Source organism: Rheinheimera faecalis (assembly GCF_021290965.1).
Lineage (GTDB): Bacteria > Pseudomonadota > Gammaproteobacteria > Enterobacterales > Alteromonadaceae > Pararheinheimera > Pararheinheimera faecalis.
This window is the reverse complement of the sequence record NZ_JAJOYT010000002.1, coordinates 382416-406671: the sequence shown is the minus strand read 5'-3', so window position 1 is coordinate 406671 and position 24256 is coordinate 382416. Positions and strand designations below refer to the sequence as shown.

At 45.4% G+C, this 24256-nt stretch carries 25 protein-coding genes; 7 read left to right on the top strand and 18 right to left on the bottom strand.

Annotation, left to right across the window (positions count from 1 at the left end):
- Nucleotides 1-74 precede the first annotated feature (74 nt).
- The 15 genes from LSG34_RS05450 to LSG34_RS05380 form a co-directional block, all read right to left on the bottom strand.
- On the bottom strand, nt 75-494 hold the full coding sequence (locus tag LSG34_RS05450; RefSeq protein WP_233007821.1) for an HIT domain-containing protein: 420 nt from the start codon (nt 492-494) through the stop codon (nt 75-77).
- On the bottom strand, nt 484-3150 hold the full coding sequence (locus LSG34_RS05445) for an ATP-binding protein (protein WP_233007820.1): 2667 nt from the start codon (nt 3148-3150) through the stop codon (nt 484-486). The genes LSG34_RS05450 and LSG34_RS05445 overlap by 11 nt, the downstream gene beginning before the upstream one ends.
- 75 nt (nt 3151-3225) lie before the next feature.
- On the bottom strand, nt 3226-4062 hold the full coding sequence (locus LSG34_RS05440; RefSeq protein ID WP_233007819.1) for an MBL fold metallo-hydrolase: 837 nt from the start codon (nt 4060-4062) through the stop codon (nt 3226-3228).
- Between the two features lie 8 nt (nt 4063-4070).
- Nucleotides 4071-5366, bottom strand: a complete 1296-nt coding sequence (locus tag LSG34_RS05435) for an NCS2 family permease (protein WP_233007818.1) — start codon at nt 5364-5366, stop codon at nt 4071-4073.
- A gap of 84 nt (nt 5367-5450) precedes the next feature.
- A complete protein-coding gene (locus LSG34_RS05430) occupies nt 5451-6989 on the bottom strand; it encodes a M17 family metallopeptidase (protein WP_233007817.1) in 1539 nt (512 codons plus the stop codon).
- Between the two features lie 157 nt (nt 6990-7146).
- The gene (gene nqrM / locus LSG34_RS05425; RefSeq protein ID WP_233007816.1) at nt 7147-7392 is read right to left on the bottom strand and encodes a (Na+)-NQR maturation NqrM; all 246 of its coding nucleotides are present in this window, start codon (nt 7390-7392) and stop codon (nt 7147-7149) included.
- Nucleotides 7393-7520: 128 nt separating this feature from the next.
- A complete protein-coding gene (nqrF, locus tag LSG34_RS05420; RefSeq protein WP_233007815.1) occupies nt 7521-8747 on the bottom strand; it encodes an NADH:ubiquinone reductase (Na(+)-transporting) subunit F in 1227 nt (408 codons plus the stop codon).
- A gap of 24 nt (nt 8748-8771) precedes the next feature.
- Complete coding sequence (gene nqrE / locus LSG34_RS05415; protein ID WP_233007814.1) at nt 8772-9380, bottom strand: NADH:ubiquinone reductase (Na(+)-transporting) subunit E; 609 nt, start codon at nt 9378-9380, stop codon at nt 8772-8774.
- Between the two features lie 11 nt (nt 9381-9391).
- Nucleotides 9392-10018 (bottom strand): NADH:ubiquinone reductase (Na(+)-transporting) subunit D, encoded by a 627-nt coding sequence (locus LSG34_RS05410; protein WP_053425651.1) that lies wholly within the window; start codon nt 10016-10018, stop codon nt 9392-9394.
- A complete protein-coding gene (locus tag LSG34_RS05405) occupies nt 10011-10799 on the bottom strand; it encodes a Na(+)-translocating NADH-quinone reductase subunit C (protein WP_233007813.1) in 789 nt (262 codons plus the stop codon). Before LSG34_RS05405 ends, LSG34_RS05410 begins: the two co-directional genes overlap by 8 nt.
- Entirely contained in the window at nt 10792-11997 is a 1206-nt protein-coding gene (locus LSG34_RS05400) for an NADH:ubiquinone reductase (Na(+)-transporting) subunit B (protein WP_233007812.1), read from the bottom strand. Before LSG34_RS05400 ends, LSG34_RS05405 begins: the two co-directional genes overlap by 8 nt.
- 2 nt (nt 11998-11999) lie before the next feature.
- Nucleotides 12000-13334 (bottom strand): Na(+)-translocating NADH-quinone reductase subunit A, encoded by a 1335-nt coding sequence (locus tag LSG34_RS05395; RefSeq protein ID WP_233007811.1) that lies wholly within the window; start codon nt 13332-13334, stop codon nt 12000-12002.
- 322 nt (nt 13335-13656) lie between these two features.
- Nucleotides 13657-14850: an enoyl-ACP reductase FabV gene (fabV, locus tag LSG34_RS05390; RefSeq protein WP_233007810.1), complete on the bottom strand. Its 1194-nt coding sequence runs from the start codon at nt 14848-14850 to the stop codon at nt 13657-13659.
- 195 nt (nt 14851-15045) lie between these two features.
- Nucleotides 15046-15387 (bottom strand): BolA family protein, encoded by a 342-nt coding sequence (locus LSG34_RS05385; RefSeq protein WP_233007809.1) that lies wholly within the window; start codon nt 15385-15387, stop codon nt 15046-15048.
- Nucleotides 15388-15510: 123 nt separating this feature from the next.
- Nucleotides 15511-16134, bottom strand: a complete 624-nt coding sequence (locus tag LSG34_RS05380) for an alpha-ketoglutarate-dependent dioxygenase AlkB family protein (protein ID WP_233007808.1) — start codon at nt 16132-16134, stop codon at nt 15511-15513.
- A 32-nt stretch (nt 16135-16166) separates the two neighbouring features.
- Between LSG34_RS05380 and LSG34_RS05375 the strand changes: the two genes are divergently transcribed.
- The 5 genes from LSG34_RS05375 to LSG34_RS05355 all read left to right on the top strand — a co-directional run bounded on the left by LSG34_RS05375 (nt 16167) and on the right by LSG34_RS05355 (nt 20250).
- Nucleotides 16167-17306 (top strand): methyltransferase, encoded by a 1140-nt coding sequence (locus tag LSG34_RS05375; protein WP_233007807.1) that lies wholly within the window; start codon nt 16167-16169, stop codon nt 17304-17306.
- A 2-nt stretch (nt 17307-17308) separates the two neighbouring features.
- Nucleotides 17309-17875, top strand: a complete 567-nt coding sequence (locus LSG34_RS05370; RefSeq protein WP_233007806.1) for a YajG family lipoprotein — start codon at nt 17309-17311, stop codon at nt 17873-17875.
- A 3-nt stretch (nt 17876-17878) separates the two neighbouring features.
- Entirely contained in the window at nt 17879-18484 is a 606-nt protein-coding gene (locus tag LSG34_RS05365) for a peptidylprolyl isomerase (protein ID WP_233007805.1), read from the top strand.
- A gap of 67 nt (nt 18485-18551) precedes the next feature.
- Nucleotides 18552-18872 (top strand): hypothetical protein, encoded by a 321-nt coding sequence (locus tag LSG34_RS05360; RefSeq protein WP_233007804.1) that lies wholly within the window; start codon nt 18552-18554, stop codon nt 18870-18872.
- 55 nt (nt 18873-18927) lie between these two features.
- Entirely contained in the window at nt 18928-20250 is a 1323-nt protein-coding gene (locus LSG34_RS05355) for an AmpG family muropeptide MFS transporter (protein WP_233007803.1), read from the top strand.
- Between the two features lie 28 nt (nt 20251-20278).
- Here LSG34_RS05355 and LSG34_RS05350 read toward each other — a convergent pair whose 3' ends face one another.
- The 3 genes from LSG34_RS05350 to LSG34_RS05340 all read right to left on the bottom strand — a co-directional run bounded on the left by LSG34_RS05350 (nt 20279) and on the right by LSG34_RS05340 (nt 22020).
- Nucleotides 20279-20524 carry a helix-turn-helix domain-containing protein gene (locus LSG34_RS05350; RefSeq protein WP_008897260.1) on the bottom strand — a complete coding sequence of 82 codons (246 nt, stop codon included), beginning with the start codon at nt 20522-20524 and terminating at the stop codon, nt 20279-20281.
- Between the two features lie 372 nt (nt 20525-20896).
- Complete coding sequence (gene erpA / locus LSG34_RS05345; protein WP_233007802.1) at nt 20897-21238, bottom strand: iron-sulfur cluster insertion protein ErpA; 342 nt, start codon at nt 21236-21238, stop codon at nt 20897-20899.
- Between the two features lie 47 nt (nt 21239-21285).
- Nucleotides 21286-22020 carry a DUF6776 family protein gene (locus LSG34_RS05340; protein ID WP_233007801.1) on the bottom strand — a complete coding sequence of 245 codons (735 nt, stop codon included), beginning with the start codon at nt 22018-22020 and terminating at the stop codon, nt 21286-21288.
- Nucleotides 22021-22077: 57 nt separating this feature from the next.
- On the opposite strand from LSG34_RS05340, the gene LSG34_RS05335 reads away from it, so the two are divergent.
- Nucleotides 22078-23781, top strand: a complete 1704-nt coding sequence (locus LSG34_RS05335; protein ID WP_233007800.1) for a chloride channel protein — start codon at nt 22078-22080, stop codon at nt 23779-23781.
- Entirely contained in the window at nt 23781-24212 is a 432-nt protein-coding gene (locus tag LSG34_RS05330) for a CopD family protein (protein ID WP_233007799.1), read from the top strand. The genes LSG34_RS05335 and LSG34_RS05330 overlap by 1 nt, the downstream gene beginning before the upstream one ends.
- The last annotated feature ends 44 nt before the right edge of the window (nt 24213-24256 follow it).

Below are 24256 nucleotides of genomic sequence, written 5' to 3'. Positions count from 1 at the left end.
GTCAATCAAAGAATTCTGCAAACTTGGATACAGGACAAATAATAGGATAATTCTACTCGTTTCACGCAATGCCGTCATGAGGGAATGGTTAATAATGCCAGCTTTTGTTTTAACTGCTGCCATTGTGTTTCAGTATAAGGCTGTGCAGGCGCTTTGCCCCATACAGGTGCTGGCCAGGCTATATCATGTTCATAACGCGCTATGTGGTGCAGGTGCAGTTGCGGCACCATATTTCCAAGCGCAGCAACATTTAGTTTTTTAGCCTGAAATGCTTCTTTCAGAAACACAGATAAATGTGCACTTTCACGCCACAACTGCGCCCTGTCCTGCTCAGTTAAGTCAATAATTTCAACCATAGCAACCCGACGTGGGATCAAAATAAACCAAGGGTAATTCGTATCGTTTTGCACGCGTAACTGGCAAAGAGGCCAGTCTGCCAGCCACAGACTATCCCGCTCAAATTCAGGCGACAGCTCAAACACATCATTGCTCATTTATTCTCTCCTGTTCTGTGCTGTTCTCTGCGGCAACTAAGGCCGCAAACTGAGATACAAGCTGTGTTGCAAGCTCAGTATCCGCCTGTTGCGCCGCCAGTTCTAAACCCGACATCAGCTCTGTTAACTCTGGATAGCCCATACTACCAGCACTGCCCTTCACACTATGAGCCTCATACTGTAAGCGGCCCCAGCTCGCTTCTGACAACCAGAGCTGGAAATCGCTGAGCAAGGACGGCAGAGCCTGTTTAAAATCGTACTTAAGCTGAATAATCACAGGATCAGAAGCCAACTGCGCCGCTAGTTGGTCATCCAGAGTAGCGCCGGTTTGACAGAATTTTTGTATCACAGCTAAAAAATCTTTTTGTACTATAGGTTTAGATAAAACGGCCTGACAGCCCGCCTTCAGGTAACGGCTTTGATCTTCACTCATCACATTGGCTGTTAAAGCAATAATAGGTAAGTCCATCCCGGCATGACGAATTAAGGCTGTTGCCTCTTCCCCACCCATTTCCGGCATCTGCATATCCATCAGGACTAAATCAAAATGCTCCAGCAGGACACGTTCTACCGCTTTATGACCATTTTCTACAATCACAGATTGAATGCCCAATTTCTGCAATAACACCTGGATCAGCAGCTGATTGTCAGGGTTATCTTCTGCAACCAATAGCTTCAGTCTCTGGTAATCAGTGGGGACTTCAACAATCACAGCCTCTTGCGAAGGCCGCTGATAACTATGGATCAGGCTAATATGCTGATGCTCACAATTCATCACTATTTCAAAACAACTGCCAATGCCTTTGACACTGTCAACCTGAATATCACCTTGCATCTGCTCCATCAGCTTTTTCGAGATACAAAGCCCCAGGCCTGAACCACCAAAGTTACGGGTTACTGCAGCATCAGCCTGCACAAAAGGCTGAAACAGTTTACTGAGCTCCACTGTGGTAATACCTATGCCGGTATCCTTGATTTTGATCCGCAGGATTTCTTCAGGAGTTTGATACGACACATGGATCACCACTTTGCCTTTTTGGGTGAACTTGACCGCATTCGACGTTAGATTCAGCAACACCTGACGGAAACGTAGAGTGTCGGTATAAATAAATTGTGGTAAGGGGTAGTTTAGCTCCAGCAAACACTGCAGCCCCTTCTGCTCTGCCTGCTGTTTGGTCAACTGGTAAATATCATCCAGCATTGCCAATAAGTTCACCTGCTCAGTCAGCAGTTCTAGCTTATCCGCTTCAATTTTTGATAAATCGAGAATATCGTTGATCAGCGCCAATAAGTGATCGCCACTGCGAAGCACACGACTTAAGTAATCTAGCTGGCGGTGTGGATCATTCTCGTGAATAGCCTGCTCACTAAAACCTATAATGGCCGTTAACGGCGTACGAATTTCATGGCTCATATTGGCCAAAAACACACTTTTCAGACGGTTAGCCTGCTCTGCGACTTCACGGGCTAAAATCAGTTGCTGATTGGCGTCTTCCAGTTGTTGATTGGCATTGGCTAAATCCTGAGTCCGGGCTGCTACCTTATCTTCTAATTGCTGCTGATAGGCACGTTCACGCTCACGATACACCCGAAGCTGGCGTACCATCACATTAAAAGCAGCAAACATATCGCCTAATTCGTCCTGCTTTCTGACCGTGAGCACAGTGGACAAGTCTCCCCGCCCAACCGCTGTTTTAGCTACTGTAAGCTCCCGGATTGGTGTCAATACAAAACGAGCCAGCACCCGATAAATAAGCATAGGTAAACCTATACAAAATAAAATGCAAAACAAGGCAATCAGTGAAGGTTTATAAGCCATGCTTTGATCTAATAACGTCGGTTGTACACCCATCACCAACTGGTAAGGGCCAGCTAAAGACACACCAGTGACCAACATAGCTTGCCCAAGCAGCAAAGTCGGAACAAATTCATGCTGGTCAACACTGGCCTGAATTTCAGTGAAACTGACAGGTGAAAATACACTACCCATCAGCAATGGGTTTTCGGAAAACACTATGGTTGCGGCCTGACTGACGACTAAAGGCGCTCGTAATTCACCTTTTAATTGACTGATCCCATGTTGAAACAGTTCAGGTTTTATCACCAGAACCACATAACCCCAGAGTCGTTTGATATCACCGGACGCCTGCCCTGACAGGTAGACTTTTTGCGCTATATACAAATTAAGCTTACTTGCGCCTTGTTCACTGGACAGAAAAAAGCCGTTGTCATCCATCATCGCTTGCAACGCAGAAAAATACTGATTTCGAAACCTGCTAATTTCCGGCGCATTTTTTGTCAGAGGAATAGTCAGCTGATAGTCGCCATTTAAACGAATAAACTTGATGGCCACAATTTCGGGATGCTGGCTGCGATACAATTCAAACTCGCTGACCAACTCACTCTGTAACCCAAGCTCTCCGGCTACATAACGTTCGACAGAAGTCTGCGCAGATAAAATAGCTAAACTTTGTTGGTAAGAGGATAACTTCAGACGTATATCTTGCTGCGCCCGAACCAACTCATTTTTGATTTGCAAAAACAGCTGCTGTTCGTAATAACGGGCACTAAAATGATAGGACAAATAACCCAGACATAACAAAGGCAGGACCAGGATAGGTAGCATGTAGACTACTAAAGTTTCACGTAACCTCATGAAGATCCTGATTTAAACCCTAAAAGCGCTCTGTTCGATGCCAAAGCATACCCAGAGCGCTCCCGAACTACAAGACTAAGCTTTAAATAGCGTGCGGATCCAACGCTCTTCGGTAATAAAGTTCCAGCTCCAGCTTTTCCACTGTGCTGATAACCCCTGTGCGACAATTTGATCTTCAGTTTTTCCCTGTGCTTTCAGCGCATTCACTTCAGCCAGTGTTTGTTCCATCATAGTTAAAAAGCGCTGTAAACCCGCCTTATCCATTAAATCACCATGGCCAGGGATTAACTTCGTTTTATCGTCGATTTGACTGAGCAGCAGTTTGACGTTGTTGATATAACCCGTCACTGAACCACCACTCTTTAGGTCAATAAAAGGAAAACGGTCAGCAAAAAACAAATCGCCCGTATGCAACACATTGGCATCTTTAAACCAGACTACTAAATCGCCATCAGTATGGCTGACTGGCATAGTGACCAGCTTTAGGTTTACGCCGTTAAGATGAAGGGCTTTTTCACCGACAAAAGTTTCTGTCGGCAAACCCGCCACCGGGAATTTGCTGTCAGCTTTTAATCGGGTTAATACATTAGTATGGGCAATAATCTGAGCACCAGAAGCTAAAGCGGCATTGCCATTGACGTGATCACCGTGAAAATGGGTATTGATCAGCGTTTTAATTTGTACACCAGCTTGTTTGCTTTCAAGCTCCGCCTTGATTTGAGGTGCCATATGTTCGTACTGCGAATCCACCACCAGCGCACCTTCAGGGCCCACTACAGCAGCCATATTACCGCCCGCCCCTTTAATCATATACAAATGCGGGGCTAATTCAGTGCTTATGACCTGCACTTTATCCTCTGCAACAACAGCAGTGGATAACATCAATGCCAATAAAACTATAACTTTTTTCATACCTTCCCTTATGCAAAGAAAAATTTAGCAGCAAAAACTGCGGTTAATACCCAAACGCTTAATGTCGTTTTGGACAAACGCCCTGTCACTAAACAAAGCACAGCATAAGTAATAAATCCCATACCTATGCCATCAGCGATAGAAAAGGTCAGCGGCATCATCACCAGAACTACGACTACTGGCACGGATTCGATCAAATCGTTCCACTCTACATGCTGCAAGCTGCTAAGCATTAAAGTCGCCACATAAAGCAAGGCTCCGGCTGTGGCATAAGCAGGCACCATAGCAGCTAATGGCGACAGCCAGAGCGCAGCTAAAAAAGCCAGCCCAACTACTACAGCAGTTAAGCCTGTACGGCCACCTGCAGCGACTCCGGCCGTGCTTTCGACATAACTGGTGGTGGTGGAGGTGCCTACTAAAGCACCGGCAATGGTCGCCGAACTGTCGGCCAATAAAGCGCCTTTTAAGCGGGGAATTTCACCATTGGGTTTTAATAAACCCGCCCTTTGACTAACCGCAACTAAGGTACCGCTGGTATCAAATAAATCTAAAAACAATAAACTTAAAATCACCGGCACCATAGCCCATTGCAACACAGAGGCAAAATCCAGTTGTAAAAAAGTAGCAGCTAAGGAAGGCGGCATAGCCACAACACCAGTAAAGCTGGTGTCACCACGCCACCAGGCGATAGCAGTGATCACTAAAATACTGATAAAGACAGCTGCATGTTGTTTGCGATGCGCCAGTGCAAAAATCAGGAAAAAACCAGCTATGGCCAACAACACTTTAGGGTCGTGCAAATCGCCCAACGTCACCAGCGTGGCTGGACTGGCCACTATGATATTGGCAGTTTTTAATGCAATCAGCGCCAGAAACATACCTATACCAGCAGCTATACCCATCTTTAACGCGAAAGGAATACTCTGAATAATCCACTCTCTAATTTTAAAAATACTTAGCAGTAAAAACAAAACACCGGAGCAAAATACGGCGGCTAAAGCCGTCTGCCAGCTATGGCCTTGCTCCAGCACTATGACATAAGTAAAAAATGCATTCAGGCCCATGCCAGGCGCCAAAGCCACAGGCAGGTTCGCCAGCATGCCCATAGCAATAGAGCCAAAGGCGGCCGCCAGACAAGTCGCGACAAACACTGCCCCATGATCCATGCCGGTTTGCGCCAGCATACTGGGGTTCACAAACAGGATATAACTCATCGCCATAAAGGTAGTTAAACCAGCAATCAGCTCTTTTTTGATACTGGTCTGGCGCGCAGCCAGCTCAAAATAACGATCTATAAATTTCATCAGGTCAGATCCGTTTGTCAGATGCAGAAATGCAAAAACCCGAAGCATAGCCCCGGGTCTTTCAACAGCCAAGTAAATTCTGGCCTATAAACAATAATGAGCGGCCAAAGCTGCCACTGGTGCGGCTGATGGCTTGCCATGTTGCCAGTCACCACCATCCACACCACTGCCAGCTATGTCGATATGACAATAAGGCAATGGTTGTTCAGTATTTAATGCGTGTTGATCCAAACCAGCAGCTGCGACTAAAAACGCCATAGGGAACTGATGGCCACGGGGAGTGACTGAAGAAGGCGCATTGTTACAGCTTAATAAGTCATCGGCTGAACTGCGGCCTTTGATAAAGCTAAAGTCTTCACGACGACTGCGGGATATTTCACTTGGATCGGCCCATAAATCCCCCACCATAGCTAAATCGGCAGATAAACCAAGACGACGGGCAGCGCCATTTTCAACCAGAGCACTGTATGGACCTACGGCACGGGCCGCGTGACCTGTCAAAGTAGCAATAGAATACAAGGTAGGATTGACCGCAGTTTTGGCATCTTCACGCAAATGCGATAACAAATCTGCCAGTACCAGACGACCTTCAGCATCCGTATTACCAATACGTACCCTCACACCAGCATGACTGGTAATAATTTCATCCGGCACAAAAGCGTCAGAACCTATGCTGTTACGCACAGCGCCAATTTCCGCGATGATGCGTATGCCTTTGGTTTTTAACAAAGCGACAGTTTTGATAAAACCAGCCACTGCCGCAGCACCACCTTTATCACGGCTCATACCAGCCATAGCGCCACCTGTTTTTAAATCAGCGCCGCCCGTGTCATACACCAGGCCTTTACCGGCAAATAACAGAGTTTGTTCAATATCACCTTCGCCCTGATACTCAAGACGGATCACTGCAGGTTTATGACGGTCAACCTGCAACGAGCAGCGGGCTACAGCCATCAGCAATGGATAATCTTTTTGCAAGGTATCCACTTTGGTCTCTACTGAAACCTGTACATCAGTACCGGCAAAAGTTTCAACACAATAATCAGCAAAACGGCGTGGTGCCATACGCTCAGGTTCAGTACCACATAAATCACGGGCGACACGTTTGCCTGCCTCAACAGCATCCATGTAACGCGCCTGATGTTCTGTGACCCCGACTACGCCAATGTGAGTGACAGGTTCGATCACTGCTTCACCCCGAGCTTCACGGCCCTCCAGCGGTTGCCACAAGGCCTGACAGGCACCTAAATAAGCCACTTCCGCTGCATACTGATAGGCATCTGAATCAGGTGCTATTACATACAAAGCCGGAGATTTAGCACCAGCGGCTTTGGCCTGACTGATACCTTGTTTGGCGGCATCATAAAAACTGCGGACATCATCGTAATCTCTGTCCAATGGACCAGTAGGTGAAAGCACTAAACGTTGTCCAGGTACTTTGCTTGATAACAACAACACAGTTTCTTTGCCAATACGGCTATCTATAACCGCAGCAGTATTAATTTCAGACTGTAATTCAGTCACGGCAGTAAAATCGGATGCAACAATAATCAGAGCATCCCATTGGGAGTCATTCAGTGCAGCCTGAACAGAAGATACAGCGATAGCAAGCGGATAAGACATGAATGTGGCCTCAAAAAAATAATGAGCTGCATTATTAAGTACGCGGCGCTTTGAGGCAATAGAACAAAAGGATGCGAGATTTAAACCCTGTAGCTAAAAACTGACAAGCCAGCTAAAGCTGGCTTGACGGGCGTTGATAAAACAAAAATACGCAGTATCAGATAATTTTATTCTGCTGCCATTCCTGTTCTTTTTTCATGCGTTGCTGACGTTTTTCACAAGGGGTATCGCAGTCACAGGCCTTCTCGATGCCTAAAGCACCCAAGCCACCACAGCTACCAGCTATGGTTTTACGTTGCACCATGTAGCCTATAGCCATAGCAGCAACTACAACTATCAGGATGATAAAAGTAAAAATAAAGACTTCCATAGCAACCTCATCAAACTTAGAAGCGTTGAACAACCAGTCTGCCTGCTTGCCCGTTACAGGCAGCTATTGTAACAAGTTTCGGCAACAATCCCTATGCAAAAACAAAATGCAGACAAATAAAAATGGGGTCCCAGGGACCCCATTTTTTAATTTGCTTTAGCTTAACCGCCGAAGTCATCCAACAGTATGTTGTCGTCTTCTACACCTAAGTCTTTCAGCATGTTGATCACCGCTTTGTTCATCATCGGTGGACCACACATATAGAACTCGCAGTCTTCCGGAGCTTTGTGGTTTTTCAGGTAATTTTCAAACAACACGTTGTGAATAAAACCTGTGTAGCCAGTCCAGTTATCTTCCGGCTGTGGATCAGATAAGGCCACGTGCCACTTAAAGTTTTCGTTTTCAGCTTGCAGCATGTCGAAATCTTCAACATAAAACATTTCACGCTTAGAACGGGCACCGTACCAGAAGCTCATCTTACGTTTGGATTTCAGACGGCGTAACTGGTCAAAAATATGCGAACGCATTGGGGCCATACCAGCACCACCACCTACGAATACCATTTCTGCTTCAGTTTGTTTAGCGAAGAATTCACCAAATGGACCAGAAATCGTCACTTTATCGCCAGCTTTTAAGCTCCAGATGTACGAGGACATTTTACCGCAAGGTAAGCTCAGGTTATTTGGCGGCGGAGACGCGATCCGCACGTTTAACATGATAATGCCTTCTTCTTCCGGATAGTTCGCCATAGAGTAAGCACGAATAGTTTCTTCGTCTACTTTGGACTCCAGTGTGAAGAACTTAAAGCGTTCCCAGTCACCACGGTACTCTGCAGGGATATCGAAGTCAGCGTATTTCACATGGTGAGCCGGAGCTTCAATCTGGATGTAACCACCAGCACGGAAAGGTACTGATTCGCCATCTGGAATAGCCAGCTTCAATTCTTTGATAAAGGTTGCTTTGTTATCGTTAGAGATAACAGTACATTCCCATTTTTTGATACCAAAGATTTCCGGTTCAACTTCGATTTCCATGTCAGTTTTTACACTGACCTGACAAGCTAAACGACAGCCTTCACGACGATCACCTTTAGTCAGGTGGCCCATTTCTACAGGTAAAACGTCGCCGCCACCTGCATGAACATGAACACGGCACTGACCACAAGAACCACCGCCACCACAAGCTGACGACAGGAAAATACCTTTATCAGCTAAAGCGCCAAGTAATTTGCCGCCGGCTTTTGTCTGAATGGCCAACTTAGGGTCGCCATTAACGCCAATGGTGATGTCACCAGAAGATACCAGTTTGGCTTTAGCGACTAAAATCATAATCACTAAGGCGACAACCAGCAGGGTGAACATCCCAACGCCAAGATAAATCTCTTGCATTGTTTTTTCCTTTTACAGCAACTTTTACAATGACACGCCAGAGAAAGACATAAAGCCTAACCCCATTAAACCAACCATGATAAAACGAGAACCTAAACCACGCAGACCCGCAGGGATATCCGCATACTTCAGTTTTTCGCTCACAGCTGCCATTAATGTGATGGCCAGAGTCCAACCTAAACCGCCGCCTAAACCAAATACCGCACTTTCTGCTAAGTTGTAATCACGTTCAACCATGAAAGCTACACCACCAAAAATGGCGCAGTTCACTGTGATTAACGGCAGGAAAATACCTAAAGCGTTGTATAACGAAGGTACGTACTTATCGAGGAACATTTCCAGGATTTGTACTAAACCTGCGATTACGCCGATGTAAGCGATAAAGCCAAGGAAGCTTAAATCTGTGTCTGGAAAACCAGCCCAGTCTAAAGCACCTGGTGCCAAAAATTGCTTAAATACAATGTTGTTCAGCGGTACTGATAAACCCAGTACTACTGTGACGGCAATACCTAAACTGAAAGCTGTTTTTACTTGTTTAGAGATGGCGATAAAAGTACACATCCCCAGGAAAAACGATAAAGCCAGGTTATCGATAAATACCGCACGAACAAATAAACTAATGTAATGTTCCATCTTCTGTCCCCTTACTTCTCAACTTGTTCTGGGCGGAAAGTCCGCAGAACCCAGATGAACAAGCCGATGATAAAGAAAGCGCTTGGAGGCATCAGTAACAGACCCATAGGCTGATACCAACCACCGGCACTGATCAGAGGCAGAATTTCTACACCAAACACAGTACCTGAACCAAACAACTCACGGATAAATGCAACGATCAGCAGCAACACTGTGTAGCCTAAACCGTTACCAATACCATCTAAAAAGCTCATTAATGGTGGGCTTTTCATGGCATAAGCTTCAGCACGACCCATAACGATACAGTTGGTGATAATCAAACCAACAAATACCGACAGCTCTTTAGCTACGTTGTAAGCAAAAGCTTTCAACACCTGATCCACCACTATTACCAGGGACGCGATAATGGTCATCTGAACTATGATACGAACGCTTGATGGAATATGGTTACGGATCATCGAGATAAACATGCTCGAGAACGCCGTAACCAGAGTCAGCGCTATACCCATAACTAAAGCTTTATCCAGCTTAGTAGTTACAGCCAAAGCAGAACAAATACCTAATACTTGTAATGCGATAGGGTTATTGGCAAAGACTGGTCCGAAGACAAGGCTTTTAATTTCTTTTGCACTAGCCATTGTTTAATGCTCCATCACGAACCTTAGTCAGGAAAGGCGCAAAGCCTTTGGCACCAGTCCAGAACTCAAACGTATGTTGTACGCCATTGCTGGTTAACGTAGCGCCTGATAAACCATCTACATCATGCTCTGAAGTTGCAACCGCATTACCCGGTTTCAGAATTTTGATAGCAGGGTTACCAGCTTCATCAAATAACTTCTTACCTACAAACTGAGCAACCCATTTTGGATTCTGGATTTCGCCACCCAGACCAGGAGTCTCTGCATGCTCATAGTAGTTCAGACCTTTGATGGTGTTGCCATCTTTGTCTAACGCTAAAAACGCATGCATGGTGGACCATAAGCCATAACCGTGAATTGGCAGAACAATAGCTGACAACTGGCCAGACTCGATACCGTCGTTATAAGCAAAATAAACCGGCGCAATGTTAGCACGTGATTTAATTGAAGCTTTGTCGTCAGCACCTTCCAGTTTGATACTGGTTTCAGGCGCTTTCATCGCTTTACGGTAATCGTATTTAGCCGGGTCCATATCCACAAACTCGCCGGTATTCATATCAACCAGACGTTCCTGAATATGTTTGGTGAACAGCTCTTTGACGTTGTCGCCTGATAACAAGCCAGTCGCTACCAGAATGTTTTTCTGGGCATCTAACAGTTTGTTTTCAGTTTGTTTTGGTCGCAGCTGAACAGCTGAAGTCGCCACAAAAATGGCGCAAACCAAACATAAAGCAATAACCACAAAAAAGGTTTTGCCGATACTATCGTTATTACTAAACATTACGGGCAAGCCTCCGATTGATGTTCGCCTGAGCCACCATATAGTCAAACAATGGTGCAAATAAGTTAGCGAACAAAATAGCTAACATCATACCTTCAGGGTAAGCAGGGTTAACCACACGGATCATCACCACCATAAAACCAATCAGGATACCGTACGCCCATTTACCTGGGTTTGTGAAAGAAGCAGATACCGGGTCGGTTGCCATAAAGAACATACCGATAGCAAAGCCACCTAACACAATATGCCAGTACCAAGGCATAGCAAACATGGCGTTTGTTTCAGAGCCGATCATGTTGAACATGCTGGCAAAAATAATAGTACCCACCATTACACCGGCCACAATGCGCCATGAAGCGATACGGAAGTAAATTAAAGCTAAACCACCGATCATCAGCGCTAAGAACGAGGTTTCACCCACTGAACCTGGGATAAAACCATAAAACGCGTCCCACCACTGAGCATTAATCGACCAGTCAGACATTTCACCGTTGACGGCTTTAGATAACCAGGTTGCACCTGAATAACCATCAGCCACTGTCCATACTTTGTCACCTGAAATCTGTGCAGGGTATGCAAAGAACAGGAAAGCACGACCAGCTAACGCAGGGTTTAAGAAGTTACGGCCTGTACCACCAAAGACTTCTTTTGCTACAACCACACCAAAGGTAATACCTAAAGCGGCTTGCCATAGTGGAATAGAAGCTGGAAGAATTAAGGCGAACAGAATAGAAGTTACAAAGAAGCCTTCGTTGATTTCATGCTTACGCACAGAAGCAAACAACACTTCCCAGAAACCGCCGACAATAAAGACAGTTGCGTAAATAGGCAGGAACCAAACGGCGCCGTACCACATTTTGCTACCCCAGCCCGATTCGGCAGTCAATTCACCGCCAAGTAACTGGAACAAGCCCACCTGCCAGGTGTCAGGCATACCAAAACCAGCCTGCAGCGCGATAACCGCCTGATGACCGATATTGAACATACCAAAAAACAAAGCAGGGAATAACATTAACCAGACAAAAATCATAATACGTTTCAGATCGATACTGTCACGCACATGAGTACCCGCTTTGGTCACCAGACCTGGGGTATAGAAAATTGTTGCAGCAGCTTCGTATAAAGCATACCACTTTTCGTATTTACCGCCTTTTTCGAATTGCGGCTCAATACTTTCTAAAAAATGCTTTAAACCCATTTTTAGCCTTCCTTCTGGATAGTCGCCAGGCAATCACGCAGTGCTACGCCATAGTCATATTTACCAGGGCATACAAAGGTAGATAACGCCAAATCTTCTTCATCCAGCTCTAAACAACCTAAAGAGACCGCGCCATCTGTATCACCAACCAACAGGTCACGTAATAACAGAGTTGGCAGAATGTCCAGCGGCATCACACGTTCATAGTTACCAATGGGTACCATGGCACGGGACGAACCATTAGTGCTGGTGGTCATATTAAACAGGCGTTTAGGATTTAAATGAGATAAGTAAGCACGGGTCACAGAGAATTTGTCAGAACCAGGCATAGCCCAGCCTAAAAACTCTTTGTCATAACCTTCTGCCAACACAGAAATCTGGTTGTGGAAACGTCCCAGATAGCCATGCACACCACCTGCAGCAGCGCCTGATAATACAGAACCAGAAATGATACGGTTCTGACCATCTTGCAGCTCACCCGCAGTCAGTTCAGCAATAGAAGCACCCAACACTGTTTTCACTAAACGTGGATTTTTCACTACAGGACCGGCTAAAGAGATCACACGTTCTGCATTCAGTTGACCTGAAGTGAAGAGTGCGCCGATCGCAATGACGTCCTGATAGTTGATATGCCAAACCACTTTTTTAATGCTGACAGGGTCGAGGAAATGGATATGAGTGCCTGGTAAACCAGCAGGGTGTGGACCGTCAAACTCTTCAACCTGCACTGCAGGAACTGAAGGCACTGACGCACCAGCTTTTTTACACAGATAGACTTTGTCAGACAAACGGGATAACACAGTTAAACCATTGCTGAAGTCTGCACTGCGTTGTGCTATCACTACCGTCGGATCAGCAGCCAGTGGATTGGTATCCATAGCAGTGACGAAAATAGCGCGAGCCGTGCTGTCAACAGCTGGCGAAGTGCTGAATGGTCTGGTGCGTAAAGCAGTCCATAAACCTGAACCTGTTAAGTTCTTCTTCACTTGTTCAACAGTTAACGAAGCAAGTTCTGCAGCGGTAAAAGAATCAAAAGCGACAGATTCGTCACCTTCAGCTTCAATCACAACAGACTGCAACACACGCTTAGCACCGCGGTTGATTTCTTTAACTGTACCGGCAACAGACGCCGTGAAAAATACGCCTGGATTCTTTTTGTCTTCAAAAAGAGCCTGACCTTTTTTCACACGGTCCCCAATCTCTACCAGCATTGTAGGACGCATACCGACGTACTCTTCGCCTAGTACAGCAACGTGTTTGATGGACGGGCCATCATGTATGTCTTGTTTGGGACTGCCCGAAAGGGGAATGTCCAATCCTTTTTTGATTTTTATCATACGTACTTGCACTTTTTAACGGGAAGAAACAGGGCCTGGTTTAATCGGCTGCTCGCCGCGCGTAGCATCCGGGACCTCAACAGCCTAACCTCTGTTGCAGGTGGCGGACACACGTACCAAAGTCGCGGATTCTAGCACTAAACATAAGTGCTATCTATGTTAATCAACAAAATTATCCGGCATTTCAGCCGACTTGAGCTCAGTGTAGACAAGATTTTTAACTTTGCCTTTTACCGGTCGCTGCAATGGTTTCAAATTCTGTGAAATTAGCCAAAAACCAAAAATTCTTGAAAAAAAAGCCGCATTAAGCGGCTTTTCAAAGTTACTGCACCAGATTTTTCAGCGGCAATAAAGCCTGCACATCGGCATCATAATCGACATGGCTATAGCCAAAACCGAATAAGCGCAGGAATTCATTGTGATAGCCTTTGTAGTCCGTCAGATCATCAATGTTTTCTGTGGTCACCTGACCCCATAAATCTTTGACCGCAGACTGGATATGATCCGACAATTCTTTGCCGTCCATACGCAAACGACCACCTTCATCTAAGGTACGGTTGTTGTTGTACAGCGCTTGCTGGAACAAACCATAAATCTGCTCGATGCAACCTTCGTGAGTGCCTTCCTCTTTCATCACACGGTATAGCAAAGAGATATAGAGCGGCATAATAGGAATAGCTGAACTGGCTTGCGTCACTAAAGCTTTTAATGAAGCCACATAAGCATGGCCTTTTACCGAATCCAGTTTTTGCGTGATAGCAGTAGCGGCGCGGTCTAAATCTTCTTTGGCTTTGCCAATAGTGGCTTTGCCATAAATTGGCCAGGTCAGCTCTTTACCAATGTAAGTGTAAGCAACGGTTTGACACCCTTCGGCCAACACGCCAGCAGCCTGCAATTGATCTAACCAACGCTCCCAGTCTTCCCCACCCATTACTTTCACTGTATTGAAGATTTCTTCGTCAGAGGCAGGTTCAACCGAAACACTTTCAATTTCACGTTTACTGGTGTTTAAGGTCTTGGCTGTATAAGCCTGGGCTATTGGCTTTAATACAGAGCTGTACACTTCACCAGTCACAGGATCTTTACGGCGTGGCGCTGCCAGGCTGTACACCACCAGATCAATTTTGCCCATCTCACGACGGATTAAATCAATAGCCTGAGATTTTAATTCGTCAGTAAAGGCATCACCGTTCAAGTGTTTGTTCCATAAACCTTCCGCAGCTGCAGCTTGTTCAAAAGCCACAGTGTTGTACCAACCCGCAGAAGCAGTTTTGCCTTCGGTAGGTTCTTTTTCAAAAAAGATACCTAAGGTTTTAGCACCTGAAGCAAAAGCAGAAGTAATGCGGGAAGCCAGGCCATATCCTGTGGAAGCGCCGATAACTAATACATTTTTGGGGCCACCGGCTACAGGGCCTTTGGCTTTGACATAATCAATTTGTTCTTGCACATGGGCAGCACAACCGACCGGATGTGCGTTAGTGCAGATAAAACCACGAATTTTAGGTTGGATAACCATAACAAAACCTATTGTTGGTTGAAAATTGTCAGCTAGTTTAAGCCGTTAGCTTAAAAAACAGGTCTGATCAGCAAAAATAGCAGCATTGAGGATTTAAAAACAAGAACTTAGTCACATATGGAGCAGTATTAACAAGACAAAATACAGCTGAGGATAAAGTGAAAGCGTCTTACGACGCTTTCACTTAGTAGGATCTCAGGACTCCGGTAAGGCAGTTTTTTCTCTTTTACTGCCACCAAAACATTTAGGCGATGCCGGTGGTTTTTCGGCGTAATATTCGTACCATTCACCCGGCGTATAGGTATGCAAGGCTAAAGCATGAATTTTTTCGGCTAATTCCTCGGCCACTATTGCATTCACTGCTCTGTGGCGGTTTAACAATCTCATGCCATCAAAGGCATTTGTCACTATCACGACTTTAAAATGTGACTCCGAACCCGGTGCCACATTGTGCATATGGCTTTCATTGACCACGTCAAGGAACACAGGATCAAATGCGCTCAATAACTTCTGTTCTATTGCGGTATGAACCAACATAGCTGAACCTCTTTATTGCTCCCTCACCTCTACTCTAGTTAAGGCATTACACCTTGTCAGCCCGCTTTTTTGCAAAAGTGAAGGAAAATCCGCTAAGCGACTGCTGCCATAGAGAAAATATAATTAAGTTGTTTTTTGCTTGATTTCACGGAAAGTCAGGTTTATACGCCCTTCTGTTGCTGCGGCCATTTTCGGGACTCTATGCTGCCAATACTGCTGACATTGACCCGCCATAAGCAATAAAGAACCATGACCCAACCCGAGTTTAAGTTGTGTACCTAAGTTCTTGTGTTTTAAATCAAAAAACCTCTGTTGCCCCAAGCTTAACGAGGCTATCTGAGGATTATTTCCAAGTTCAGGTTCATCATCACTATGCCAGCCCATATGCTGCTGACCATCAGCGTACCAGTTCAGCAACACCGAATTAAAGCGAGTCTGACACAGCTGATTCACCTGGTCTGTGAGTTGCCAGACCAAAGGATGCCAGGGTTCTGGCTCAAATAATACGCCTGAATATTTATAACTACAGTGCGGATCTCCCATCCAGACTTGCTGCCTTGGAATAAGCACAGCTTTGCCAAAGATTTTTATCGCGGGCTGCTGCCAGTTTAGTTGCAGTGCCAATTGCTGATAACAGCGGTCTGCCTGCTCTGGCGAGAGCCACTTTGGCCAAAACAACAACTCTGCTTGCGGTAATACAAAGTGTTGCAACGATCCATGGTTGTCGCTCTGGTGTGCACGTGTCAAAATACAACCTTCTTTTCTTTAAGTTGAATGGCATGAATACTATTTTTACCGTCGCTGACAAGCAACTGCAGCTGGACAGATTACCACTGGGGCAAAGTAATCGCAGCTTACAAGCCTGGGATGCAGCCGATGAATTGCTGTTGCAGCAGGCCTTGCCTTTGCTCAATGAACGCGCTGGCTTAAAAGTGGTAGTGATGCACGACTTGTTTGGCGCTTTGTCCTGTGCATTGGGTGACTATCCACACATTCAACAAAACGATTCTGTATTGAGCCAACAAGCCACAGTACATAACAGACAACAAAACGGTTTATCTGTAGATAGCGTCAGTTTTATCGACAGTGTTACGGCTTTGCCCGCTGATTTGGATCTGGTGCTGTTGAAAGTACCAAATAATCACGGCTATCTGCGCTTTATGTTGCAGCAGCTTAGTCAGGTGGTTCGGCCTGATACAGTCATTATCGCAGCAGCCAAAGCCAAAGATATTCATAAAAACTTACTGGCTATTTTTGAGCAGGAATTAGGCCCAACTCAGGCTTCATTGGCTCAGAAAAAATGCAGGACTATTCATTGTACGCCTCGCGGTGAAGCTCGTGCCTTTACTTATCCTATTCAATGGGAATTACCTGATTATCAGCTGAAGCTGGTTAATCACGCCAATGTATTTGCGAAAGAGCAACTGGACATAGGTGCGCGTTTCCTGATGGAACATTTACCGGTGCTGGATGCAGGCGCTTTGGTGGCCGACTTAGGTTGTGGTAACGGCGTGCTTGGCGTCGCCTTATTAAAACAACAGCCTGAAGCTAAAGTGATTTTTACCGATGATTCATATATGGCTGTGGCATCATCAAAAGCTTCAGTTGAAGCCAACATACCTGAACTAATGTCTCAGGCCGAGTTCAGAACAGATGACTGTTTAGCCAGCCAGGCCGATCAGAGTCTGGATTATGTGGTTTGTAATCCACCTTTTCATCAACAGCAGGCTGTGACAGAACATATTGCCTGGCAGATGTTTAACGATGCCAAACGTTGTTTAAAAGCAGGTGGTAAGTTACGTATAGTTGCGAACAGACATTTGCCTTATTACGAAAAAATGACCGTACTGCTCGGTGGTTGTCGTCATATTGCCAGTAACAATAAATTTGTGATCCTCGAATCAACTAAAAGGAAATAACTATGTCCTCTCTTAAGCGCTCTGTATTGGTGGCTTTCAGCCTGGCTCTTGCCGCCTGTAGCAGCACTTCGTCTTCTTTTTTAGTCACGCCACAAGTGTTCTGGAACCAAAGTAAAACTTTAGCAGGCGCTGAGTTTGTTTTAACTGTAGTGGATCAACGCCCCTCTGATCAGACGCTGTTTTTGCGCAAAGGCACTGCAGTCACCAGCCTGCCAACCAGCAATAATCTGGCTCAACAGCTGGAATCCACCTTAACGGACGCGATGACAGCACAAGGTGCAAAATTGACCTCCAGCAGTGTCACCACCATGACGGTTCAAATTTTGAAGTTATCCGCAGATGCCGATCAACGCACAGTAGAGCATGTGGTGAAAAACGATGTGGAACTGCGTATTGCTATTCAAAACAGCAATGGCTCTTTTGATAAAGTCTATGCAGGCAAAAGCAGCTTCTCTGGTCCATTTAAGTTAGACAACGCTGCGGCCGAAGTGAAATTACGGGTATTAACAGAGCAAGTGCTGGCTGAGTTACTGAATGACAGCAGCTGGCACTCGTACGTAAAGGGCTAAGTTATGCGTTTGATTAGTTTAATTTTGTTTGCGCTGATGTCTGTATCAACTGTCGCTGCTGTTGATATGAAAAAACCAACAGGAAAATTTGTACAACAAAACAACTTGTTTCCTAAGGTAAAACTGGTCACTTCAGTGGGTGATATCATAGTCGAACTGGACAGAACCAAAGCGCCTTTGGCGGTGAATAACTTTTTAAGTTACGTCAATATCAAGGCCTATGACAACACAGTGTTTCATCGGCTGGAACCTGAATTTGTGGTGCAAGGTGGTGGTTATAAAGCTGATATGGCGTCAGTAGACGAATTTCCGGCTGTGTTTAACGAGTCCGGTAATGGTGCAAAAAATCAGTTTGGCAGTATAGCTATGGCTCGTAACAACGATCCTCACAGTGCAACCAGTCAGTTCTTTTTTAATCTGAATGATAATCCAAGTCTGGATCCCGGTAAAAACTGGGGTTATACCGTTTTTGGTCAAATCCAGGATGGCTTTGAAATACTTGAAAAAATGAAGCTGCTGGAAACCCATACTGATGAAAAAACCGGCTGGCAAAATGTGCCTAAACAGCCAATTATCTTAAAACAAGTGATTTTACAGCCAGAACAATAAAGCCCGACTATACTTGCCCTGAGCGCACAGAGCTGGCGCGGTGCCAGCTCTGACAGGGATCAGACCTATGTTAGAGCCCTTTATTGAACAAAAATCACGACAGTTGATTTTCTACCTTTCCCGCTTCCTGCGTGGTCGTTTGCCACACAGAGAACTGCATCTATTCGTCTGGGACACGCTGGAAGAATGGTCGCAGTTGCGAGTCAGAAGCTGGCGACCTGAAACCTTGCGCGAGCAGGTGTTCTGGCATTTGTTGTATCAGATTGAATACTGGTCAGAGCCTGAACTGAAGCAAAACAGCGAAGTTCGCCGCGACTTACAGTATTGCCTGAGCTTTTTACATGGTTATGGTCAGCTGCCTTGTTATTGTGTTGGTGTAAGACCTTGATCTAATTTATTGAAGCTGTAAGCTGGTCTTATTAATTTCTGCACGGACTGCCGTCTTGTCTGCTATTGCTGCTTTTTTCTCTTCACTACAACTCTATTGCCAGCGTCGGGTACTGACCATTTTTATTCTGGGTTTTTCCGGTGGCTTGCCGTTAATGCTGGTGTTTGGAGTATTGTCATTCTGGCTCCGGGAAGCAGGGGTCTCACGTGAACAAATAGGCTATTTCAGCTGGGTGATTATGGTCTATGCCATTAAATTTATCTGGTCGCCGCTGATAGATCATTTAAGCTTACCAGGCCTGAAGCAGTGGCTGGGGCGTCGGCGCAGCTGGCTGATTTTGTCACAAAGCCTGATTATTCTGGCCGTGCTTTTAATGGCCAGCATGGACCCACAAACAGAACTGAAATGGATGGCGTTGTGCGCTGTCTTGCTGGCTATAGCGTCGGCAACTCAGGACATCACTATAGATGCTTATCGTATTGAAGCTGCACCAGAGCGTTTGCAGGCAGTGCTCGCAGCGGCTTATCTGGCAGGCTATCGTCTGGCTATGATCTTCTCATCAGCCGGCACTTTATGGATAGCAGCTTTATTTAGCAGTACTGAAACTGGTTATGATCTTCAAGCATGGCAATCCACTTATCTGGTAATGGCGGCTTGTATGGCTTTAGGATTATTGACCACCCTACTCTCTCCTGAACCCATTGTTGAGCAGCAGATCAACATTAGCCCGGCTCAAAGTTCTGTCAGCCAAAAGTTAATGAACTGGTTAAAAGTGGCTGTCGTTGGCCCTTTTGTTGATTTTTTTGCCCGCCATGGTCTGAATGCTTTGCTGATTTTAAGTTTAATCGCCTGTTATCGTGTATCTGATGTCGTAATGGGAGTGATGGCCAATGTGTTTTATGTCGATATGGGATTTAGTAAAGAAGAAGTCGCCAGCGTCTCCAAAATATTCGGCGTACTGATGACCTTACTTGGTGCGGCTTTAGGTGGTTTGCTGATCAATAGCTTTGGTACTTTACGGATATTATTGCTGGGCGCGTTGCTCAGTGCATGTACCAATTTACTTTATTGTTACCTGAGTACCCAGGGTCACAACATACCTTTATTGATTGCTGTGATTTCCGCCGATAATCTGAGCGCCGGTATAGCCACCAGTGCTTTTATTGCATACCTGTCGTCATTAGTTAACTTAGCCTTTACCGCAACACAGTACGCTTTGTTTAGTTCACTGATGCTGTTATTGCCCAAATTCCTGGGCGGATTTTCTGGTGGTTGGGTGGAGGTATTGGATTATCAGGCGTTTTTTATCATGACCGCCTTGATGGGCTTACCGGCTATTGTACTTTGTTTAGTACTGATCAAAAAAACGCCGCACTAATGCGGCGTTTTTTTCAGATGAAAGCAGATTAAGCTTCAATCAGAACTTGCTTTAACCCGTCCATAGGATCTATGGCGAGAGCCTGGCAATAACGAACATATTCAACAACATCAAGACGACGTTCCTGATTCTCAACCTTACCGATAAAAGAATGCGGAGTGCCTAAAATTTCAGACAAACTACGCATGGTATGGCCTTTTTCCTGACGCTGACGCTTCAGCCATACACACAATCTTTTATTTTCATCTGAAATAACGCTTTTAGTACCTTTCATTTGTTGTTCTCCCGGCGCACGAGCGCCTACTTGTTTACGACTTAAACTTCCTGCCAAAAAAAATCCAAAAGCTTAGGGAATGTCCCAATAAGCAAAAAAAGCATTTCATTAAACCATAGGTTGTTCAGAGCGTATAGTTGCAGAGTTGAAAAAGTAGCCACTTATCGCAAGAATTTGGCTAATTGCCGCCCGGTCTGAATAACAGGAACGAACAGTTTTACTTACAACACCGCAACCTATACAAACTTAGTGTAGCTATGTTTCCACAAAGGGTCTGACTGCGGGCTGAACGAAGATTGTTGTACTGTAAAAACCAAAAAGGCCTCTACACTGCAGAAGCCTTTTTTATATCGCGGTGATACTACAAATGAACTAAACGGAGAAGCTGGAACCGCAGCCACAGGTTGTTGTTGCGTTCGGGTTTTGCACCGTAAAACGGCTACCTTGCAGACCGTCAGTGTAATCCACAACACCACCTGCCAGATACTGCAGGCTCATTGGGTCGACCACCATGATCACGCCATTTTTTTCGACAACCAGATCACCTTCGTTTACTTTCTCATCAAAAGTAAAACCGTACTGGAAGCCTGAGCAACCGCCACCTGTGATGTAAACCCGCAGTTTTAACTCAGGGTTTTCCTCTTCGGTGACCAGGGCCAATACTTTATTGGCGGCGGCGTCGGTAAACTGAATAGGAATCTGTAACTCTGACATGTGTCCTCCGGTATAACTGGGCGCGGATTATCTAATACCTGACTAATTTATTCAAGTATTTCGCTGGGCTGTACTGTTGGCCAAAAAAAGTTCTTATCGACCTTAGCCGACTTGGCCGAGCGGGCAGCAGCCACCTTTAAGGCCACATCCACTTTTTCTGGTTTAAAACCTTCTGGCAGTGAAAATTCACCTTCAATGATCTGAAAGTATTTAAAGCTGAACGCCTTGTCACTTTTGCTGAATCCGGCTAATTGCAATAAATCCAACGTATCGCGTTTATCACCGGCAAAACCATGCAGTTTCAAGTCCACTGTGCCTTTAGCAAAATTGCGTTGTTTGTCCTGCTGAATAAGTACCAGATTAAATCTGTAGCTATTGGTAGAAGCGCCTGGACTTATGCTGAAACTATCAATAATCAGACTGTCGGCCTGTAATTCGGGGGAAATAATACGCTGATAAAAAGCCAGATCTTTGCGGGTATCAAACAGCTTTTGCTGTTCGGCTTTCAGCTCTTGCTGAATAAGTTGACCTGCACTTTTTTCTACTGCTAACTCAGCCGTAAGATAGTCATTTTGTTTTAACTGCTCATTCAGATTAGCCGTCAGACTATTGGTTTTTTTCTGACTTTCTTCCAGTTTGGATGACAGCACATTAACCTGCTGCACATAATAATAATTGCCAAATAACTGCCCGGCCAAAGCTGCAAGTCCAATCAGGCCTGTGGTGATCAACACCTGTCTCCAGCTACCTTTGAGCCAGAGCAAAAACTGCATACGATTCATCAACCTACTCAAATAGTTATGTTACACTTTGCCTATCGCGGACTCAGACACTATAGCATGTTACTACCAGCGGACTGGCAAGCAAAATTACGACTTCGGTTGGCTTTCCCTCTTACGTCAGTACAATTGTGCCTGTTGGCCATAGTGGCGGGCTTTTTAGCCGCGTTGCTGATCCTTCTATTCCGTCTGACTATTATTGGCATCCAAAGTTTCTTTTTAGAACGCACTGATGATTTCTCGGGCATAGCTGAGGGCTATCGCTGGGCTTTGCCTTTTATTGCCGCTGTGCTTATCAGCATCATGGCGATGTTGGTTGGGCTTGCCCATTATCGCATGGGTATTGCCTATGTGATCCACCGTATTAAAACCCAATATGGGGTAATGCCATTCTGGAATACCTTTAACCAGTTTTTTGGTGGCATCATAGCGCTGACCAGCGGTTTTTCTGTGGGTCGGGAAGGTCCCTCAGTGCATTTGGGCGCTTTTGGTGCTGGCTTACTTGGCCAATATTTACACCTGCCATACAACAGTATTCGTATTTTGGCCGGTTGTGGTATAGCAGCTGCAATCTCAGCTTCTTTTAACACACCTTTAGCCGCCGTTATTTTTGTAATGGAAGTGGTATTGCGGGAATACCGAATTCATGTGTTTGTGCCTGTCATGTTGGCATCAGTGGTTGGCGCCCTGCTGACCCGTGGTGTGTTTGGTATGGGCAATGATTTAGCAGCGCTGAAAATTGTCTCCATTAGCGGTTGGCACCTGCCTTACCTGGTGCTTTGTGGTATTGCCATAGGCGCAGCAGCTTATGTCTTTAACCAAAGTATCTGGCGTATTTTAAAGTGGTTCCAGAAATGGCATTTAGCGCTGAAATTATTTTTGGCGGCAGCTATTACTGCTGCAGTGGGTCACGTCGTTCCTCAGGCCATGGGCGCTGAGACAGGCGCTATATTTTATGCTGTCACCGCTTCCACTGAATTTTGGTTGTTACTGACTATTTTGCTGGCAAAATTTCTTTTAACTGTTGTGGCTGTAGGTTTGGCTGTGCCAGGCGGTGTGATAGGTCCGGTCTTTGGTATAGGCATTCTGGCTGGTACTTTATTGGCGTTTTTACCCGTATTTGTGTCGGGCGATGCCAGTTTATCAGGTACTTACGCCACTTTGGGTATGGCGGGTTTTATGGCCGCAACCTTGCACGCACCTTTAGCCGCTTTGGTCGCAGTGATGGAGCTGTCCTATAACCCCGATATTATAGTGCCAGCCATGCTGGTCATTACCTGTGCTTATGTCACTACTGTGCAGCTATTTAAAAACAAATCCATTTTTGTCCTGCAGTTGGAACTGCAACAACTTCCCTACAAATTAGCACCAGCAGATGATGTATTGCAAAAAGTTGGCGTGCTGGCCATGCTGGATAAAGAGTATCTGGTGGTATCGGCTTCAGATGACGACAAAATTGAATCTATTCTGGCCGATAAACCAGCCCATCAGTTGCTGATCCAAAAGACGGACAATTCGGAGCAGCCTTTCCTGCTGATCGATTATGATCTGGATGCATCCATGACAGGGCAATCCACCTTAATGCGCCAGCCACTGCAGGGCTTAAGCCATCAGGCATCTATGGCGGAAGTGCACACTCTGCTGGACGAACAAAAAGGCGGCGTGGTCTATATTTATGACCCACAACAGCCTGAACAACTTTTGGGTCTGATCCGCTGGGAACAGGTCCGTGCCCTTTTAACTAAACAGAATAATTTAATCTGATGAATACATTACTGGTAATTAAAGCGTTGCATGTCAGTTTTATGGTGGCCTGGTTTGCCGGTATTTTTTACCTGCCACGGCTCTTTGTCTATCACGCTGACACTAAAGATCCGGCCGTAGATGCGCAGTTTAAAGTGATGGAAAGGCGCTTACTCTATTTTGTCACGCCTTTTGCTGTGCTGACGCTGGTGTTTGGCCTTTGGTTGATTCATCTATATGGCGCGGCCTGGTTTGCTGCCAGTCATTGGTTGCATTACAAGCTGCTGTTGGTGCTACTGCTTTATATCTACCATGGCTACTGTTTTAAGTTATTGAACGACTTTAAGCTGGGTAAAAACAGCAAAAGCAGCAAGTTTTACCGCTTCTTTAACGAATTCCCTGTGCTGCTGTTGTTTGCCATAATTTTTCTGGCGATTTTAAAGCCGGTATAGGCTGATTTAAAGCACCTTATTTGCTATGCTATGCGCCGATTTTC